Below are 17903 nucleotides of genomic sequence, written 5' to 3' on the forward strand. Positions count from 1 at the left end.
ATGTTTACTGAATTCATTGTCCTCGGCAGGGATAATTTAAGCGACTGGCGCCCCTGCTGTCTGCGGTACAAACGTATATTTCACAACTCCGCTATTATAGCCGAGATATTGTGTAATGTCAATAAATTATTTAACGACAACTTTCGTCGGGTCAACTTTTACAGCAGGTCCCATTGTAGTTGTTACGTTAAGTGATTTAATGTAAGTTCCTTTAGCAGTAGCCGGTTTAGCTTTAACTACTACATCGTAGATAGCTTCCAAGTTTTCAGCAAGTTTGCTGTCATCGAAAGAAACTTTTCCGATTGGCGCGTGGATGATACCTGTTTTGTCTGCACGGTATTCCACTTTACCAGCTTTGATTTCCTGAACAGCTTTAGCTACATCAAATGTAACAGTTCCTGTTTTCGGGTTTGGCATCAAGCCTTTTGGTCCCAATACGCGGCCGATTTTACCAACTTCACCCATCATGTCAGGTGTTGCTACGATCACGTCGAAGTCAAACCATCCTTGTTGGATTTTTTGGATATATTCAGCATCGCCTACGAAATCAGCGCCAGCTGCTTCAGCTTCTTTCAGCTTGTCGCCTTTAGCGAATACTAATACGCTTTGAGTTTTACCAGTACCATTTGGAAGCACAACTGCTCCGCGGATCTGCTGGTCGTTCTTGCGCGTATCGATTCCAAGACGGAAAGCCACTTCAACTGTTGCATCGAAGTTTACTGTGCTTGCTTTTTTCGCAAGTTCAATCGCTTCTTTTGCCTCATAAAGGTTAGTACGGTCGATCAATTTTGCTGCTTCGCGCAGCTTTTTGCCTGTTTTAGCCATTTTACTTGTCCTCCTTGTTGTGGTCTAGCGGTTTTAAACCTCCCACGATTAAAGGCTGCGCAGCTCTTTACGAACTTGCGCAACCCGTCCAAAAACAACTGCTGGATTAGTCTTCGATAGTAATGCCCATGCTGCGAGCAGTACCTTCAACCATCAACATTGCAGCTTCAACTGAAGCGGCATTTAGATCTGGCATTTTAGTTTCTGCGATTTCGCGAACTTGATCGCGTTTAACAGTCGCTACTTTGTTGCGGTTCGGTTCGCCTGAACCTGATTCAATACCAGCCGCTTTTTTCAAAAGAACAGCAGCGGGTGGAGTTTTCGTAATGAATGTAAATGAACGGTCTTCAAATACCGAAATCTCAACTGGAATGATCAGTCCTGCTTGTTCAGCAGTACGTGCGTTGAACTCTTTACAGAAGCCCATGATGTTAACACCTGCTTGACCTAGTGCAGGTCCAACCGGTGGAGCTGGGTTTGCTTTTGCTGCAGGAATCTGCAATTTTACAACTTTAATCACTTTTTTAGCCACGAAACACACCTCCTTAAGTCCGTGATGTGGTAATAGGGTTTCCCCTCCCACTCAATATCTGTCTGTCAACTATGTTGATAGAATTAGCTAAATTGTACAGATTGTCCTATGACAGTCTGACCTATGAAATAATACCACTTATGAAACGGAATAGCAAGCGGCTTTTATATTTTCTGGACTTGCTCGAAATCAAGCTCCATTTTCGTCTCACGGCCGAAGATATCAATAGAAACTTTCACCTTGCCTTTAGTCTCATCGATCTCTTCCACTTTGCCCTGGAAGTTCGCGAATGGCCCTTCCATGACTTCGACGATATCAGCAACCGCAAAGTTGATGTCGACACGGCGTTCTGTCATGCCCATCTGCTTCAGGATGAAATCGACTTCTTCATCAAGCAGCGGAGTAGGCTTGGCTCCGCCACCTGAAGAACCGATGAATCCGGTCACTCCCGGCGTATTGCGGACAACATACCAGGATTCGTCTGTCATGATCAATTCGACCAGAACATATCCCGGGAAAGTTTTGCGCATTACTGTGCGTTTTTTGCCGTCTTTAAAATCAGTTTCCTGCTCTTCAGGAATGATGACGCGAAAAATCTTATCTTGCATACCCATTGTTTCGACACGCTTTTCCAAATTGGCTTTGACTTTATTTTCATAACCGGAATATGTGTGGACTACATACCAATTCTTTTCCATAATCGCACGGACTGAACGTCCATCCCTCCTTTTTTCCAAATGAAAAAACCCGTTCTCGTAGAATGACGGGCTATTTTTTATGCATTATTCTTGTTGCGCGCTTCTTCTGTTACAGCGCTAAGAACCAACGGAATAATTCCGAGATGCCTGTATCGACCAATGCGAAGAAAAGTGCCATGAAGATAACTGTGGAAAGAACGACGATCGTATAGCGTGTCAATTCCTTGCGTTTAGGCCAACTTACTTTTCTCATTTCCGAAACGACGTTTTTAAAGAAATCGCCAATGTTACCCATTGTTCAAAAACCTCCGAAGTTTAAAAATCACTCTATATCGTTCGGCATTCACTTAAATTCATAACGTTTGTTTATGCACGGTATGCCCATTGCAATGAGCACAGAATTTATTAAGTTCCAAACGTGTGCTGGATTCCGCTTTCGCAGGAACCGTATAATTGCGGGATGCACATTTCGAGCAGCTTAAAACGATTTTTTTAGCCATTTTCCTCACCCTATTCGAGTTTGCAGCTTTTTCAAGGTTATCACCTTAAAACTTCCATGTCAACAGCACATCAGGAGGTGCGGGTTTCATCTTTTTGCAGATGCCGCTCCAGTTTCCGTTTGACCCGCTGCAGCGCGTTGTCGATCGATTTGACATGGCGCTCCAATTTTTCTGATATTTCCTGGTAGGTCTGGCCATCGAGATACAATGCCAGCACTTCGCGCTCCAGTTCACTGAGCACTTCTCCCATTTTTTCTTCCATATACATGAATTCTTCATTATTGATCATCAATTGCTGTGGGTCGTCCACTCCGTTATCAGTGAGCACGTCCATCAGCGTACGGTCGGATTCCTCGTCATAGATCGGCTTGTCCAAAGATACATAGGAATTCAGCGGAATATGCTTCTGGCGTGTGGCAGTCTTGATGGCGGTGATGATTTGCCGGATGATGCACAATTCCGCAAACGCCCTGAAAGAAGACAGTTTATCACTGCGGAAATCACGGATGGCTTTATACAGGCCAATCATGCCTTCCTGGATAATGTCCTCTTTGTCAGCTCCGATCAGGAAATAAGAACGGGCTTTCATCCGAACGAAATGCCGAAATTTATTGATCAGAAAATCCAGTGCTTCGGTATTTCCGTCGTGGACCAAACTGACAAGTTCCTCATCTGTCATTTCCATAAATCGCCGGGCTTGAACTTGTTCCTGATTTCCCACGGTTATCCCTCCGGTCGCGCGAACCTCGATATCATCAGTATACAGGAACTAAAAATTGAGCGTCAACCTATCATTTCATTCCACGGCGCCATTTTTCAAATATTTCTGCAATTTCAGTCGGTAAGGCAATTTTTGATATTGCCTGCTGCCGTTGTATTTCTTTCACTTTTTCGGAAATCTTTTTTTGAATCTCTTCTACTTCGATTTCCAATTCCCTGGCGGAGATCCGCAATGCGCCTTTGGCGAAGATCACCCATTGTTCGGTGGAATCCGAAGTGGCCACATAAACCTGGTCCCGGCGATTATTCAAGCTGACCGCCAGCTTCTCTATCCGTTCATCTGCAGTTTCACTCTCTTTAGTGAAGATGACTTCAACGTCCGAAGTGAGATTTCGCGCTTCGATTCCCGGAACAAGATGCGCATCGAATACAATGATGACCCGCCACCCTTTATAGCCGCGGTACTCCGCCATCCTTTCGATCAGCCGGTCTCTGGCGGAGGCCAGCTTATCTTTCTTCAATTCCCTTAGTTCCACCCAGTCTCCAATGATGTTATAGCCATCAACCAGCAGAATATTCATATCGCTTAACCCAGCGGATTGCGCTTCCGGTAGACTTCGTACATGAGCAGGCTCGCTGCTACGGAAGCATTCAGGGAAGTTACATGGCCGACCATCGGCAGCTGGTAAAGGAAATCGCATTTCTCGCGCAGGATCCGGCTCATCCCTTTGCCTTCACTGCCGATAATGACCGCAAGCGGCAATGAAGCATCCATCTTCCGGTAATCCACCGATTCTTTCGCGTCCGTTCCGGCAATCCAGACGTTGCGCTTTTTCAGCTCATCCACAATCTGCGACAGATTATTGACCCTCACGACCGGAATATGTTCGATGGCACCTGTGGAGGCCTTCGCCACGACTGCCGTCAAACCGACTGCCCGGCGTTTCGGGATTATCAATCCGTGGGCACCGACCGCATCCGCCGTCCGCATGATCGATCCCAGGTTATGCGGATCTTCCAGTTCATCAAGAATCAGAAAGAACGGATCTTCCGAACGCGACTCCGCCACTTTGAATAAATCATCCAGTTCCGCGTAATTATAGGCAGCAACCGCTGCAGCTATCCCCTGATGGTTCGAATCCGTCAGACCGTCGATTTTTTTCTTCGGCACAAACTGGACGATGACTTTCTTTTCTTTCGCCAATTGCAGAAGTTCGGCTATCCCTTTTTTCTGGACACCTTCAGCAATCCAGATTTTATTGATATCCCGATCCGCCCGCAAAGCTTCAAGCACCGGGTTTTTACCGCCAATGATTTCCGGTTCCAATTCCTCCGTCATTTGATCACTCCTCTCAGCTCTTCTATTATATTGATGGCATACGCAATGATTTCGCTTACCCGCTCCGTATGGCCTTTTAAATAATTCCAACCCAGCACAGCTTCAAAAGCCGTACTGAAATTATAAGTCTGGACGTCGGTGTTTCTCGGCACTGAACCGGACTTGGCGTTGCGGCCGCGGCGCATGACTGCCAGTTCCTGTTCTGACAGAAATTCTTCTTCCGTCAGGCGCTTCAGCACGACCGCCTGCGCTTTTGCAGAAACAAAAGTCGTCGACATCCGGTGCAGCGTATTCGGTTTCACCCGGCCCGAGCGCAGCAAATGCTCGCGCACAGCCTGCTCATAAACTGCATCTCCCATATAGGCGAGTGCAAGGGCGTTCAATTGATCGACATCCTGATTGCGTAATCCTTCCAAGCCCTTACCCCCTCTTCCAACGTGTGCCTTGGGCCGTATCTTCCAGGATGATATTCTTTTCCTTGAACAAATCACGGATTTCATCGGCACGGGCAAAGTCACGGTTTTTGCGTGCTTCGATCCGCTCTGCCAATAAAGCCTCGACTTCAGCATCCAGTAACTCTTCCTCCTGTTTGAACGGCAGCCCGAGGACACCCGCCAATTCATCAAACACCGACAGGAATGTTTCCATCACTTCGGAAGAAGTCTGTTTTTCCAAGAGGTACGTATTTGCCAGACGGGACAGATCGAACAGCTTTGAAATGCCATGCGCCGTGTTGAAATCGTCATCCATCGTTTCAATGAATTCTTTTTTGATTTCTTCGATTTTTGCCAGCCAGATATCGGAATGGTCGCCAAGCTCAGCGGACACGCTCAAGCGATGCTTCAAATTCGAATAGGAAGTGCGCAGACGTTCCAGTCCAGCCACTGCATCCTCCACCAATTGCTGCGAATAATTGATCGGATGGCGGTAATGCACCGACAGCATGAAGAAACGAAGAACCTGCGGATCCATTTCCTTTAAGATATCATTCACCAACACGAAGTTATTCAATGACTTCGACATTTTTTCATTATCGATATTGATATAGCCATTATGCATCCAGTAACGGGCAAACGGTTTTCCAGTATAAGCTTCCGACTGCGCAATTTCATTTTCATGGTGCGGGAATGTCAGATCCTGGCCGCCTGCGTGGATATCGATTGTATCTCCCAAATGTTCGCGCGCCATCACCGAGCACTCGATGTGCCAGCCCGGACGCCCTTCGCCCCATGGGCTGTCCCATGAGATTTCATTCGGCTTGGCCGCTTTCCATAACACAAAGTCCAGTTCATCTTCTTTTTTGTCGCCGGTTTCGATGCGTGCCCCGACTTTCAGTTCATCAACCGATTGATGCGACAGCTTGCCGTAGCCTTCGAATTTACGGGTGCGGTAATAAACATCCCCCTGTGATTCATAAGCAAAGCCTTTCTCAATCAACGCTTCGATAAATTCGATGATCTGCTCCATATGCTCGGTCACACGCGGATGCGCATCAGCTTTTGCACAGCCAAGCGCTTGCGTATTATCAAAGTAGGCTTTGATGAATCGTTCAGCAATTTCCGGAACAGTCTCCCCGAGTTCATTGGCTGCCTTGATCAATTTATCGTCGACATCCGTGAAGTTCGAAATATAGTGTACATCATACCCGCGGTACTCGAGGTAACGGCGAACCGTATCATAAACGATGACGGGGCGTGCATTGCCGATGTGGATGTAATTATAGACAGTAGGTCCGCAAACATACATTTTTACTTTGCCCTCTTCGAGCGGCACAAAAGGTTCTTTTGTTCGAGACAATGAGTTGAAGATTTGAATGGTCATTCGGCATTCCCCTCTTTCTTCCTTGCTTGTTTTAATAATTCCACTTCACGCCGGAGCTCGGCGATTTTCATTTCCATCGAATTGCAGATATCGGCAACCGGGTCTGGCATATCCTGATGGTTGAGGTCTTGCTTGACCCGCACCCCGTCCTGTATGACCACTTTCCCCGGTATCCCGACCACTGTAGAATTCGGCGGCACCGTTTTCAACACGACAGAACCGGCTCCGACCTTCGAACCCTCACCTATCGTTATAGATCCAAGGACTTTGGCCCCCGTTGCCACCAGTACATTATCTTCCAGTGTCGGGTGGCGCTTTCCGTTCTCTTTCCCTGTCCCTCCAAGGGTGACGCCCTGGAAAAGCGTTACATTGTCGCCGATGATACACGTTTCCCCGATGACGACGCCCATTCCGTGGTCAATAAAGAACCGGCGGCCGATCACCGCTCCCGGATGGATTTCGATACCTGTGAAAAAGCGGCTGACCTGCGAAATGACGCGCGCGAGGAAAAACAATTTATTCTTGAAGAAGAAATGTGCCAGCCGGTGCGCCCAGATGGCATGCAAACCGGAATATGTGAGGATCACTTCCAGAAAGCTTCTGGCAGCGGGATCCTGCTCGAATACCACATCCACATCTTCTTTCAATGCTTTGAACATCCCTTTCAACTCCTTTTACTGCAAAATAAAAAGCGCCCCTGTCAATAAATTGACAGAGACGCATGCTTGCGCGGTTCCACTCTGATTAAAAAGGGCTCACCCTTTTTCTCTCGGCACCTTTAACGCAGGTGAATCGTCTGGTCTACTCGATTCGACTCAGCACTCGGAGAGGCATTTCCATGCTGCAGCGGCCCGGATCACTTTCAGCCGGCGGTGATCTTCTCTGGAGAGCATGCTGCATGTACTTATTCTCGTCAACGATTTTCTGATAGTAAATTCATTTTACATCATTGTTTCCATAAGTCAATCTTATGCACTTGCGTATTGGGCTACCCGTGCAATCGTCTTATCTTTCCCTAATAATGCAATCGCATCCGGCAATTCAGGTCCATGCGTCTGGCCAGTCGTCACGACACGGATCGGCATGAAGAGGTTTTTCCCTTTATGTCCTGTCGCTTTCTGCACCGCCTTGATCGCCGCTTTAATTTCAGCAGGTTCAAATGCTTCCAGTGATTCCAGCTGTTCTTTGAAGGAAGCCATAACTTCCGGTACCTGTTCGCCCGCCAGAACTTCTTTTTCTTCTTCGCCGTAATGAAGGTCATCCGTAAAGAATTGTTCAGACAGCTCCGTGATTTCCGCTCCGAAACTCAATTGGTCGTGGTACAAAGCAACAAGGCGCTGTGCCCAGCCCTGCTGTTCCGCATCCATCGTTTCCGGTAATTTGCCCGCTTTCTGCAAATGCGGCACTGCAAGTTCAACCACTTCTTCAAGCGGCATCTGTTTGATGTATTGGTTGTTCATCCAAGTCAATTTCTGCTTATCGAACATGGAAGGTGATTTCGACAACCGGTTGGCGTCAAAGATTTTGATCAACTCTTCTTTCGAGAAAATCTCCTCTTCTCCTTCAGGCGACCAGCCAAGCAGCGCGAAGAAATTAAAGAGCGCTTCCGGAATGTAGCCCAGCTCTCTGTATTGAGAGATGAATTGAATAATCGACTCATCACGCTTCGACAGTTTCTTGCGGTCTTCATTGATGATCAGCGTCATATGGCCGTAAGTCGGATGCTCCCAGCCGAATGCATCATAAATCATCTGCTGGCGCGGCGTGTTCGATAAATGCTCTTCCCCACGGAACACATGCGTAATCTTCATCAAATGGTCATCGATGACCACAGCGAAATTATACGTAGGGATGCCGTTTGTCTTCACCATCACCCAATCACCGACATCTTTTGATTCGAATGAAATCGGTCCACGCACCAAGTCGTCAAACTTATACGTAACGTCAGCCGGCACTTTCGCGCGGATCGTATAGGATTTCCCAGCATCTTCCCGCTCTTTTACGTCTTCAGCAGTCAAGTTGCGGCAAGTTCCGCTGTATTGTGGCGCAGCGATGCCGGCCGCTTTTTGCGACTCGCGCTCTGTTTCCAGCTCTTCCGCAGTACAGAAACATTTGAAAGCCAAGCCTTTTTCAAGCATCTCATCCGCATAGCCTTTATAGATATCCAAGCGTTCCATTTGGCGGTAGGGACCGTAATCGCCCCCTACATCAACCGACTCATCGTGCTCGATGCCCAGCCATTTCAAATTATCCAGCTGTGATTCGATGCCCGTTTCGATATTGCGGGCTGTATCCGTATCTTCGATGCGGACGATGAATTTCCCGTCATGATGGCGTGCATATAAATAATTGAAAAGTGCTGTCCGGGCTCCGCCGATATGTAAATGCCCAGTCGGACTCGGCGCATAGCGTACGCGTACTTCTTGTGTCATTAGATTTCCTCCTAAGAAACTTTTATCTTTTGCTATTCTATCACTCACAGGAAAGCGTTTAAAGCTTCCGTTCCACTAATAAAATCACAGCAAGCGCAGCGATTCCCTCTTCACGTCCCAAATAGCCAAGCTTTTCATTCGTCGTCGCTTTGACATTGACCTGCGAAATATCCGCTTCCAATAAACCGGCGATCGATTCTCTCAACTGCTCAATATAAGGTGCCAGCTTCGGCTTTTGCGCAATCACTGTACAATCCACATTGCCAAGTTCATAGCCTTGCTCTTTTACATATTGCCAGATATGCGTCATAAGCTTTCGGGAGTCGGCATCCTTGAATTCAGGATCTGTATCCGGGAAATGCTTCCCTATATCGCCGCCGCCAATCGCTCCAAGCGCTGCATCCGTAATCGTATGCAGCAATACATCCGCATCCGAATGCCCCAGAAGCCCCTTATGATGAGGGATCTCAATCCCTCCTAGGATCAATGGCCTGCCTTCGACCAATTGATGCACATCGTATCCTTGTCCAATCCGAATCATTGCTGTTCCTCCTGTCTGCGACTTTCTAAAATTGCTTTGCCGTATATCAAATCATCCGGCGTCGTCATTTTCACATTCTCATAATTGCTTTCAACAATCTTTACCGGATGCCCGAGCCTTTCCACCAGCATGGCTTCATCCGTGCCAAGAAATCCTGCTTCAAAAGCCTCTGTCGCCGCTTCTTTTATCAATGCATACCGAAACGCTTGCGGCGTCTGGATGATCCACAGTTTCTCCCGTTCAACCGTCTCCGTAATAAAACCGGATTCCGCTTTTTTAATCGTATCCTTTACTCGAACGCCTGCAATCGCTGCACCGGAATCCGACGCTTCCTCTGCGAGACGCGATATCACTTCGGCATCGATAAATGGGCGCGCCGCATCATGCACGAGCACCACATCACATTCGGGAATCATATCCAGACATGCCCGGACGCTATCCTGCCTTTCAGCACCGCCCACAGCAAATCCTGCCACTTTCGTAATGCCGTATTCTTTCACAAAATCCTCAATCAGTTCCCGCTCTTCCTCTTTTACCGCAAGCCAAATCGCCTCGCAGTTCAGGTCCCGCTGAAAAACTTCAAGTGTATAGATGAATATCGGTTTATCGAATAACTCCAGCAGCAATTTGTTCTTATCCGCTTTCATCCGCTTGCCGCTCCCTGCAGCAGGCAAGACAACTGTATAGTTCATGAGCTTACATCCTTTTATCCATCATTTAGCGCCGCGTGGCTTAGCAAAAATCATTCGTCCGGCAGAAGTTTGCAGCACACTTGTAACTGTTACATCGATTGCATCGCCGATGTATTTCTTGCCGTCTTCAATGACAATCATCGTGCCGTCATCCAAGTAAGCGACGCCCTGATTTTGTTCTTTGCCGTCTTTAATCACGACGACATGCATATCTTCACCCGGAATAACCACTGGTTTTACAGCATTGGCCAAATCGTTGATGTTCAACACTGGTACATTATGCAGCTCACAGACTTTATTCAGATTAAAATCATTTGTGACGACCTGGCCGCCCATTTTCTTGGCTGCGCGCATCAATTTCAAATCCACTTCCGCCACTTCATCAAAACTTTCTTCCGTAATCATGATGGCGCCTTCGCGTTCACTCTGCAGCCGCTTCAAGATATCGAGTCCGCGGCGGCCTCTCGTACGTTTCAATGTATCGGATGAATCCGCAATATGTTGCAGTTCAGATAACACGAATTGTGGCACGACAAATGTGCCTTCCATGAAACCTGTCGCTGAAATATCCGCAATCCGGCCATCAATGATGACGCTTGTGTCCAATAACTTGTAATCCGATTTATTCACCGGCAATACTTTCAGTTCCTGACCCTCTTCGTTTTTCTTGGCGTTCAATACCATTTTCGATGGCGTCAACATGCTCAGCATTTCGTCCCGTTTCTGGAATCCGACCTGGAAACCTAGATAACCGAGAACCACCGACAGGACGATTGGAGCAGCAGTCGCAACAAGCGGAATGTCAATCGTACTCAATGCGAATCCGACAAGGAAAGCTACGATCAATCCGATAATCAGCCCCACTGTCCCGAACAGCAGATCCGGTGTCGGCGCATGGAGTAATTTTTCTTCCATCCACTTCATGAACCGTACCAATGAATCTGCAAACAACAATGACAATAAGAAAAATAGGATAGCTCCTATAAGTGCAGAAACTATTGCGTTATTGATCCAAGGGTTGTCGACGATAGGTATGAGTTCAAAAACATAAGGTAAGAATATAATTCCGACAGTTGCACCGATCAATAAAAATAAAACCTGAATAATTCTTTTTAACATATTTCCACCTCCTTCATTCCAATTATACACATATCATTTATAAAACGCTGTTTAGACCCTATATAGCTAAAAAAATAGAGGAGGCCATGGCCTCCTACTGTGGAAAAATTTCTTTTAATGCATCATTTACCGTTTCTACTCCAACTACGCGGATGCCTTCAGGGAAATCCCAGCCGCCGATATTCGATTTCGGAACGATTGCCCGTTTAAAACCAAGCTTAGCAGCTTCTTGTACCCTTTGTTCAATCCGGGAGACACGGCGCACCTCTCCGGTCAGGCCAACTTCACCGATAATACAGTCAAAACCGTTCGGTGCAACATCACGGTAACTGGATACTATGCTTGCCAGTACAGCCAAATCGATGGCCGGTTCATCCAATTTGACGCCGCCCGCCACTTTAATGTAAGCGTCCTGTGCCTGAAGCAGCATGCCCATCCGCTTTTCCAGTACGGCCATCAACAGTGAAACTCTATTTTGATCAAGGCCTGTCGCCATCCGTTTCGGATAATTGAAACTGGATGGTGTAACGAGTGCCTGAATCTCCACCAGAATTGGGCGGGTACCTTCCATAGAAGCGACGACTGTCGAACCGGCCGCTCCGCTGGAACGTTCTTGAAGAAATAATTCCGATGGATTCAAAACTTCTTTTAAACCGCTTTGCAGCATTTCAAAAATCGCGATTTCATTCGTTGAACCAAAACGGTTTTTGACACTGCGTAAAATCCGGTAGGTATGGTGGCGCTCCCCTTCAAAATAAAGGACGGTATCCACCATATGTTCGAGAATTCTCGGGCCGGCTATCTGCCCTTCCTTCGTCACATGTCCTACAAGGAAAATGGCAATATTCTTCGTTTTGGCGATGCGCATCAACTCTGCCGTACTTTCGCGGACTTGCGTAACACTGCCGGGAGCCGATGTCACTTCAGGATGATGGACCGTCTGAATCGAATCGACGATCACAAAATCCGGATTCACTTCTTCAATTGTATGGTTGATCAACTCAAGATTGGTCTCTGCGTAAATATATAAATCGGATGAAGAGGCGTCGAGGCGCTCTGCCCGCAATTTAGTTTGGCGGATAGATTCTTCACCGGAAATATAAAGCACTTTGCTGCCGCTATTGGCAAGCATCGCTGACACCTGCAGCAATAACGTCGATTTTCCGATACCGGGATCTCCGCCGATCAGTACAAGCGAGCCGGGCACAATCCCCCCGCCAAGCACACGGTTCAATTCACTAAGCTCAGTGGTAACCCGCGGCTCTTCCTTTGTTTCAATCGAATTGATCGGTGTCGCTTTCTGAGGGGCTACAGCGGTATGCTGAAAAGCATTTCTCGTCCCTTTCGGAACAGCTATTTCAATTTCTTCCGTCATTTGATTCCATTCTCCGCAATTCGGACATTTCCCCATCCATTTTGCCGATTCATATCCACAAGACTGGCATACGAATTTCGATTTCTTCTTTGCCATGTGCTCCTCCTTCTAATGAAAAACCGCTCGCCAGAGAAATCTCCGGCGAGCGGAATATCTTATTGCTTATTTCTTCACAGGTTCTTTCGTACGGACCACAAATTCATCATTCTCTACATCGAAGATGATACGTTGTCCTGCTAAGGCTGTGCCTTTCAAAAGTTCCTCAGACAAGCGGTCTTCCACATGCTTCTGTAGTGACCGGCGAAGAGGACGGGCACCGTACTCCGGATCATATCCTTCTTTAGCGATCTTATCCAAAGCGGCATCTGTCAGCTCAAGATTAATATCCTGCTCCTGCAGACGTTCAGCTAGTTGTTTTGTCATCAATGTCACGATTTCGCGCAAATTCTCTTTTTCAAGGGAATGGAATACGATCATGTCATCAATCCGGTTAAGGAACTCAGGACGGAACGCTTTCTTCAATTCCGCAAGCATTTTCGATTTCATGTCTTTGTAATCCGTTTTTGCGTCTTCTAAATTGAAGCCGACGTATTTATTGTATTTCAATTCTTCTGCTCCGACGTTTGAAGTCATAATGATGACTGTATTCCGGAAATCGACACGACGACCTTTCGAATCTGTTAAACGGCCATCTTCAAGCACTTGCAAAAGGATGTTGAATACATCCGGGTGCGCTTTTTCGATTTCATCGAGCAGAATGACGGAATATGGTTTTCTGCGGACTTTCTCAGTCAGTTGGCCACCTTCATCATAACCGACATAACCTGGAGGCGAACCGACCAGACGTGAAGTCGAGTGTCTTTCCATGTACTCGGACATGTCAATACGGATCATTGCATCTTCATCTCCGAACATCGATTCAGCCAATGCACGCGCCAATTCTGTCTTACCTACCCCTGTAGGGCCAAGGAAGATAAATGAGCCGATTGGACGTTTAGGATCTTTCAACCCTGCACGAGCACGTCTGATTGCTTTTGAAATGGAAGTGACTGCTTCGTTTTGGCCAATAACACGTCCATGAAGAATTTCTTCCAAATTCAATAGTTTATCAGATTCAGTCTGAGCCAGTTTCGATACAGGAATGCCTGTCCACATGGATACAACTTTCGCAATATCTTCGACAGTCACTTCAGACTCTTCTTTACCTTGTTTTTCTTTCCATTCTTTTTTCGTTTTATCCAGCTGATCTTTTAATTTCTGTTCTGCATCACGGAGAGAAGCCGCTTTTTCAAATTCCTGGCTCTGTACCGCTTCATTCTTTTCAGAACGCGCAGCTTCAAGTTTCGTTTCCATCTCTTTAAGATCCGGTGGAGTAGTATATGAGCGAAGTCTTACTTTAGAACCCGCTTCATCAATCAAATCAATCGCTTTGTCTGGAAGGAAGCGGTCAGAAATATAACGGTCGGACATTTTCGCTGCTGCATCAATTGCCTCATCCGTGATTTTCACACGATGGTGCGCTTCATAACGATCACGCAGACCTTTGATGATTTGGATGGATTCTTCTACTGAAGGCTCATCCACTTGAATTGGCTGGAAGCGCCGTTCTAGTGCTGCATCTTTTTCAATATACTTGCGATACTCGTCCAATGTCGTAGCACCGATACATTGAAGTTCGCCTCTTGCCAATGCTGGTTTAAGGATATTCGAAGCATCAATCGCACCTTCTGCTCCGCCTGCACCAATTAATGTATGAAGTTCATCGATAAACAGAATAACATTACCTGCCTGACGAATTTCATCCATAACCTTTTTCAGACGGTCTTCAAACTCACCGCGGTATTTTGTTCCGGCGACGACTGTACCCATATCAAGAACCATTACGCGTTTATCGCGCAGCGTTTCAGGGATTTCATTGTTTACGATCTGTTGGGCTAAACCTTCTGCGATGGCTGTTTTACCAACCCCCGGCTCCCCGATCAACACTGGGTTATTCTTCGTACGGCGGCTCAACACTTCAATCACACGTGTAATCTCATCGCTTCTGCCAATTACCGGATCTAAACTACCTTCGCGCGCGACTTGCGTCAAATCACGTGCCAGGCCATCCAAAGTCGGTGTATTGGCTGATGCGTTCGGGCTGCTACCTGTAGAAGCCTGCTCGTTGCTGCCGAGCAACTGCAATACTTGTTGACGGGCTTTATTCAAGCTCACGCCAGCATTGCCAAGTACACGTGCAGCTACGCCTTCACCTTCACGGATAAGGGCCAACAGCAAATGCTCTGTGCCAATATAGGAATGACCCAGTTTTCTGGATTCATCGACTGACAGTTCGATAACTTTTTTCGCTCTCGGTGTATAATGCACAATCGGACCGACATCTTTTTCGCCGATGCCCACAAGTTCTGTAACACCTTCTTCGATCAATTGCGTATTCACTTCAATCGCTTCTAAAGCTTTGGCTGCAATACCGCCGCCTTCACGAATTAAACCAAGTAAAATATGTTCTGTTCCAATGGATTCATGTTTCATGCGAATTGCTTCTTCTTGAGCCAGTTGAAGAACCTTCTGTGCTCTTTGCGTAAATCTGTTGAACATCATATAGAATCCTCTCCTTCTTTATCTCCGTTAATTTTGTATTCCTCTTTCAAACGTTCCCTGAAAAGCTTAGCCCTGGCGATGTCACGTTCGTTGGGTGACAACGGTCTGTCTGAGTAATGCTGCAGAAAAGCTGGCTGCATAAAAACCATCAGCTCATTTAAGATAGACATATCAATTTTTTCTATTAACTTCAAGTCTATCCCTAACCGAACATCAGAAAGGCATTTAGCCGCTTCTTCAGTCGTCAACAACCTCGAATACGTAAGAACACCGAGCGAGCGGTAAATACGGTCTTCGAGTTTTAATGGAGAATTACTTAAAATCGCTTCTCTGGCCCGTCGCTCCTGTTCAATAATCTGCTCAGTCATATTCTGTAAATCCTGAAGTATCTCATATTCAGACTTACCTAGTGTCAACTGGTTCGAAATTTGGTAAACGTTTCCCAAAGCTTCGCTTCCTTCTCCATAGATACCCCTCACAACCATTCCTAAGCGCGAAATAGCCGGAATAATACGTGTTATCTGTTGGGACATAGTCAAAGCAGGTAAATGGAGCATCACTGAAGCCCGCATGCCAGTTCCTGTATTAGTGGGACAACTGGTCAAATAGCCAAACTTCTCATGAAATGCGTATTGCAGATTTTCCTCCAGCAAGGAATCCAACTGATTCGCTATTTTATAAGCTTCTTGTAAATGGAAACCTGCTTGTAGACTTTGAATACGCAAATGATCTTCTTCGTTTATCATGATACTGAGTTCTTCATTTTTTGAAAGCATCACCGATCCTGAATGCACACCTGACGCGAGATGAGGACTGATTAAATGTTTCTCCACCAGTAATTCCCTGTGTAAGGAAGAAACTTCATGAATATCGATATGAGTGAATTCTTGGTCCAAGTCCTTACCTTTATCCAATAAAACAGAAGAGATTGCCTTATCAACTTTTAAAGCTTCATCTTCTGTAAAAGCATAAGGAAATTTAAACTCACTAAGATTTCGCGCTAATCTTATTCTTGTACTCATGGCTATATCCGTATTTTCTCCTTCATTAGCCATCCAACTGCTCGCTTTTGGCTCTAAAAAACGATCAATCGCCACGATTAGCACTCCCTTCGAGCTCTTTGTTCAACTCTCGTATCTGATCTCGTAACTTTGCTGCCTCTTCAAATTCTTCTGCTTCAATTGAATTCTTTAATTGTTTTCTTAACTCTTCAATTTCTTTTTTTATTTTTAATGTGCTGCCATAGGAGGCTGGAATTTTCCCAGTATGCTCCTTGTTTCCATTATGCAGACGTTTAAAAATTTCCTCTAAATTCGATTCAAACGTTTCATAACAAGTGGCACAACCAAATTTACCTAGTTTCAAAAAATTGTTAAATGTGAATCCGCAAGAGGGACATACGGAAATTTCTTTTTGTACTGGACTGACCGTTGGAGATTGGACCGGAAACCAATTTGAAAGTAATTGGTGAATAGCTAATGGATCTTGTTCAAAAGCTAAGTTCAAGTTATGGTTCTCAGCTGCACATACATGACACAAATGCCTCTCTGTAAGTTGGCCATTTCTTTTCTGTTTAACTAATACAGAAGCAGGACGTTCCCCGCATTGATTGCAAATCATCGTACCACCCCTCATTAATTCGACTGAAATTGGATCGTAAATAGCATGGCTATTAATATACGGGCTCTCACTTCATCTCTCAAAGGCAACCCAAGTAAAAGTGTTGAGCGGTCGATAGCACTTAAAATCATCTTTGCTTCCCGCTTAGTTATAATATCTTCGTCTAATAGACGAAAAACAATATCTTCCGCCATACTTTGAGTAGCACCATTCTCTAGATGTTGAATTACTCCGTTTATTAAATCGGATTTTTGGTGAAGGCGTATACGTTTTATACGAATATAGCCTCCGCCACCTCTTTTACTTTCAACTATATAACCTCTCTCCGGAGTAAATCTTGTATTGATTACATAATTAATTTGGGAAGGGACACATTGAAATTTTTCAGCTATTTCGCTTCTTTTAATTTCAATATGTTCTCTTTCGCTTAATTCGATAACTTGCTTTAAATACCCTTCAATTACGTCAGAAATGTTCCGCACCGCATTCACCCCTTTACTGCCATTAATCTATAATTGACTTTGACTATATTTGACTTAATTATAACGTAAGTTTTTTATAGAATTCAAATAGTAAGTACTGAGTAAGTTATAAAAAAACCCGGAAATATATATTCCGGGTATACTAATTACTCTTCATCAAATATTCTCTTTTTAAAATCTTTTAAGTGGCTCTTAATAGATTTCGTTTCATCTTCAAGATACATAGTTTTCCATTGCGTTCCTTCTAGCCATATTTTCACAATATCTCCTGGCGTAACATCGTGGGTAAATTCATTCAGAGGAAAGGTATATTGTTCTTTTCCTTCTTCTACTGGCGTTAGTAGTACTGTCCTTTTATCAATAGTTTCTACTTTATATATTCCAGCTTTCATTTTTACCACCTCTATATTAATTTTCCCATTCTTAAGCTTTTTAATCTTTAATCATGTTCAAACACTAGAAAAATTTCTCCATAAAAAAAGGCCGCTACCGCTTGCGCGGTAACGACCTTTCTTTCTGTGCCCAGCGGCGTCCTACTCTCACAGGGGGAGATCCCCCAACTACCATCGGCGCAAAAGAGCTTAACTGCCGTGTTCGGGATGGGAA

The 17903-nt window shown here is 45.5% G+C and carries 21 protein-coding genes, 1 rRNA gene and 2 other annotated features (1 of these 24 only partly in view); all 22 genes read right to left on the reverse strand.

Annotated features, from left to right (window positions below):
• Positions 1 to 84, reverse strand: a sequence feature (ribosomal protein L10 leader region) (it extends 63 nt beyond the left edge of the window).
• A gap of 42 nt (positions 85 to 126) precedes the next feature.
• The gene (gene rplA / locus D2910_RS15145) at positions 127 to 825 is read right to left on the reverse strand and encodes a 50S ribosomal protein L1 (RefSeq protein ID WP_084242199.1); all 699 of its coding nucleotides are present in this window, start codon (positions 823 to 825) and stop codon (positions 127 to 129) included.
• A gap of 106 nt (positions 826 to 931) precedes the next feature.
• The gene (rplK, locus tag D2910_RS15150; protein ID WP_052654209.1) at positions 932 to 1357 is read right to left on the reverse strand and encodes a 50S ribosomal protein L11; all 426 of its coding nucleotides are present in this window, start codon (positions 1355 to 1357) and stop codon (positions 932 to 934) included.
• Positions 1358 to 1521: 164 nt separating this feature from the next.
• Entirely contained in the window at positions 1522 to 2055 is a 534-nt protein-coding gene (gene nusG / locus D2910_RS15155) for a transcription termination/antitermination protein NusG (RefSeq protein ID WP_084242201.1), read from the reverse strand.
• A gap of 109 nt (positions 2056 to 2164) precedes the next feature.
• The gene (secE, locus tag D2910_RS15160; protein WP_084242202.1) at positions 2165 to 2350 is read right to left on the reverse strand and encodes a preprotein translocase subunit SecE; all 186 of its coding nucleotides are present in this window, start codon (positions 2348 to 2350) and stop codon (positions 2165 to 2167) included.
• Positions 2351 to 2408: 58 nt separating this feature from the next.
• Entirely contained in the window at positions 2409 to 2555 is a 147-nt protein-coding gene (rpmG, locus tag D2910_RS15165; protein ID WP_081986982.1) for a 50S ribosomal protein L33, read from the reverse strand.
• 70 nt (positions 2556 to 2625) lie between these two features.
• Positions 2626 to 3276 (reverse strand): RNA polymerase sporulation sigma factor SigH, encoded by a 651-nt coding sequence (sigH, locus tag D2910_RS15170; protein ID WP_084242203.1) that lies wholly within the window; start codon positions 3274 to 3276, stop codon positions 2626 to 2628.
• A 70-nt stretch (positions 3277 to 3346) separates the two neighbouring features.
• The gene (locus tag D2910_RS15175) at positions 3347 to 3856 is read right to left on the reverse strand and encodes an NYN domain-containing protein (protein WP_084242204.1); all 510 of its coding nucleotides are present in this window, start codon (positions 3854 to 3856) and stop codon (positions 3347 to 3349) included.
• A 5-nt stretch (positions 3857 to 3861) separates the two neighbouring features.
• Positions 3862 to 4614, reverse strand: a complete 753-nt coding sequence (gene rlmB / locus D2910_RS15180; protein WP_101801664.1) for a 23S rRNA (guanosine(2251)-2'-O)-methyltransferase RlmB — start codon at positions 4612 to 4614, stop codon at positions 3862 to 3864.
• The gene (locus D2910_RS15185; protein ID WP_276310425.1) at positions 4611 to 5030 is read right to left on the reverse strand and encodes a Mini-ribonuclease 3; all 420 of its coding nucleotides are present in this window, start codon (positions 5028 to 5030) and stop codon (positions 4611 to 4613) included. The genes rlmB and D2910_RS15185 overlap by 4 nt, the downstream gene beginning before the upstream one ends.
• A 4-nt stretch (positions 5031 to 5034) precedes the next feature.
• On the reverse strand, positions 5035 to 6435 hold the full coding sequence (cysS, locus tag D2910_RS15190) for a cysteine--tRNA ligase (RefSeq protein WP_117314085.1): 1401 nt from the start codon (positions 6433 to 6435) through the stop codon (positions 5035 to 5037).
• Positions 6432 to 7094 carry a serine O-acetyltransferase gene (cysE, locus tag D2910_RS15195; RefSeq protein WP_117314086.1) on the reverse strand — a complete coding sequence of 221 codons (663 nt, stop codon included), beginning with the start codon at positions 7092 to 7094 and terminating at the stop codon, positions 6432 to 6434. The genes cysS and cysE overlap by 4 nt, the downstream gene beginning before the upstream one ends.
• A 51-nt stretch (positions 7095 to 7145) precedes the next feature.
• Positions 7146 to 7361 (reverse strand) — a binding site (T-box leader).
• Between the two features lie 42 nt (positions 7362 to 7403).
• Positions 7404 to 8867 (reverse strand): glutamate--tRNA ligase, encoded by a 1464-nt coding sequence (gene gltX / locus D2910_RS15200; RefSeq protein ID WP_117314087.1) that lies wholly within the window; start codon positions 8865 to 8867, stop codon positions 7404 to 7406.
• Between the two features lie 58 nt (positions 8868 to 8925).
• Positions 8926 to 9408: a 2-C-methyl-D-erythritol 2,4-cyclodiphosphate synthase gene (gene ispF, locus D2910_RS15205; RefSeq protein ID WP_117314088.1), complete on the reverse strand. Its 483-nt coding sequence runs from the start codon at positions 9406 to 9408 to the stop codon at positions 8926 to 8928.
• Positions 9405 to 10100, reverse strand: coding sequence for a 2-C-methyl-D-erythritol 4-phosphate cytidylyltransferase (ispD, locus tag D2910_RS15210; protein ID WP_084242210.1), 696 nt, complete (start codon positions 10098 to 10100; stop codon positions 9405 to 9407). The genes ispF and ispD overlap by 4 nt, the downstream gene beginning before the upstream one ends.
• 21 nt (positions 10101 to 10121) lie before the next feature.
• On the reverse strand, positions 10122 to 11219 hold the full coding sequence (locus D2910_RS15215) for a PIN/TRAM domain-containing protein (RefSeq protein ID WP_117314089.1): 1098 nt from the start codon (positions 11217 to 11219) through the stop codon (positions 10122 to 10124).
• A 94-nt stretch (positions 11220 to 11313) separates the two neighbouring features.
• The gene (gene radA / locus D2910_RS15220; protein ID WP_117314090.1) at positions 11314 to 12690 is read right to left on the reverse strand and encodes a DNA repair protein RadA; all 1377 of its coding nucleotides are present in this window, start codon (positions 12688 to 12690) and stop codon (positions 11314 to 11316) included.
• 66 nt (positions 12691 to 12756) lie between these two features.
• Complete coding sequence (locus tag D2910_RS15225; protein ID WP_101801670.1) at positions 12757 to 15195, reverse strand: ATP-dependent Clp protease ATP-binding subunit; 2439 nt, start codon at positions 15193 to 15195, stop codon at positions 12757 to 12759.
• Complete coding sequence (locus tag D2910_RS15230) at positions 15192 to 16292, reverse strand: protein-arginine kinase McsB (protein ID WP_101801671.1); 1101 nt, start codon at positions 16290 to 16292, stop codon at positions 15192 to 15194. The genes D2910_RS15225 and D2910_RS15230 overlap by 4 nt, the downstream gene beginning before the upstream one ends.
• Positions 16282 to 16815 (reverse strand): UvrB/UvrC motif-containing protein, encoded by a 534-nt coding sequence (locus D2910_RS15235; protein ID WP_117314091.1) that lies wholly within the window; start codon positions 16813 to 16815, stop codon positions 16282 to 16284. The genes D2910_RS15230 and D2910_RS15235 overlap by 11 nt, the downstream gene beginning before the upstream one ends.
• A gap of 14 nt (positions 16816 to 16829) precedes the next feature.
• Positions 16830 to 17297, reverse strand: a complete 468-nt coding sequence (locus D2910_RS15240) for a CtsR family transcriptional regulator (protein ID WP_084242216.1) — start codon at positions 17295 to 17297, stop codon at positions 16830 to 16832.
• A 146-nt stretch (positions 17298 to 17443) separates the two neighbouring features.
• Positions 17444 to 17689 carry a hypothetical protein gene (locus tag D2910_RS15245; protein ID WP_084242217.1) on the reverse strand — a complete coding sequence of 82 codons (246 nt, stop codon included), beginning with the start codon at positions 17687 to 17689 and terminating at the stop codon, positions 17444 to 17446.
• A gap of 128 nt (positions 17690 to 17817) precedes the next feature.
• Positions 17818 to 17903: ribosomal RNA gene (gene rrf, locus D2910_RS15250) — 5S ribosomal RNA — on the reverse strand; the annotation flags it as partial.

Origin of the sequence: Planomicrobium okeanokoites, assembly GCF_003428875.1 — a bacterium.
GTDB lineage: Bacteria > Bacillota > Bacilli > Bacillales_A > Planococcaceae > Planococcus > Planococcus okeanokoites.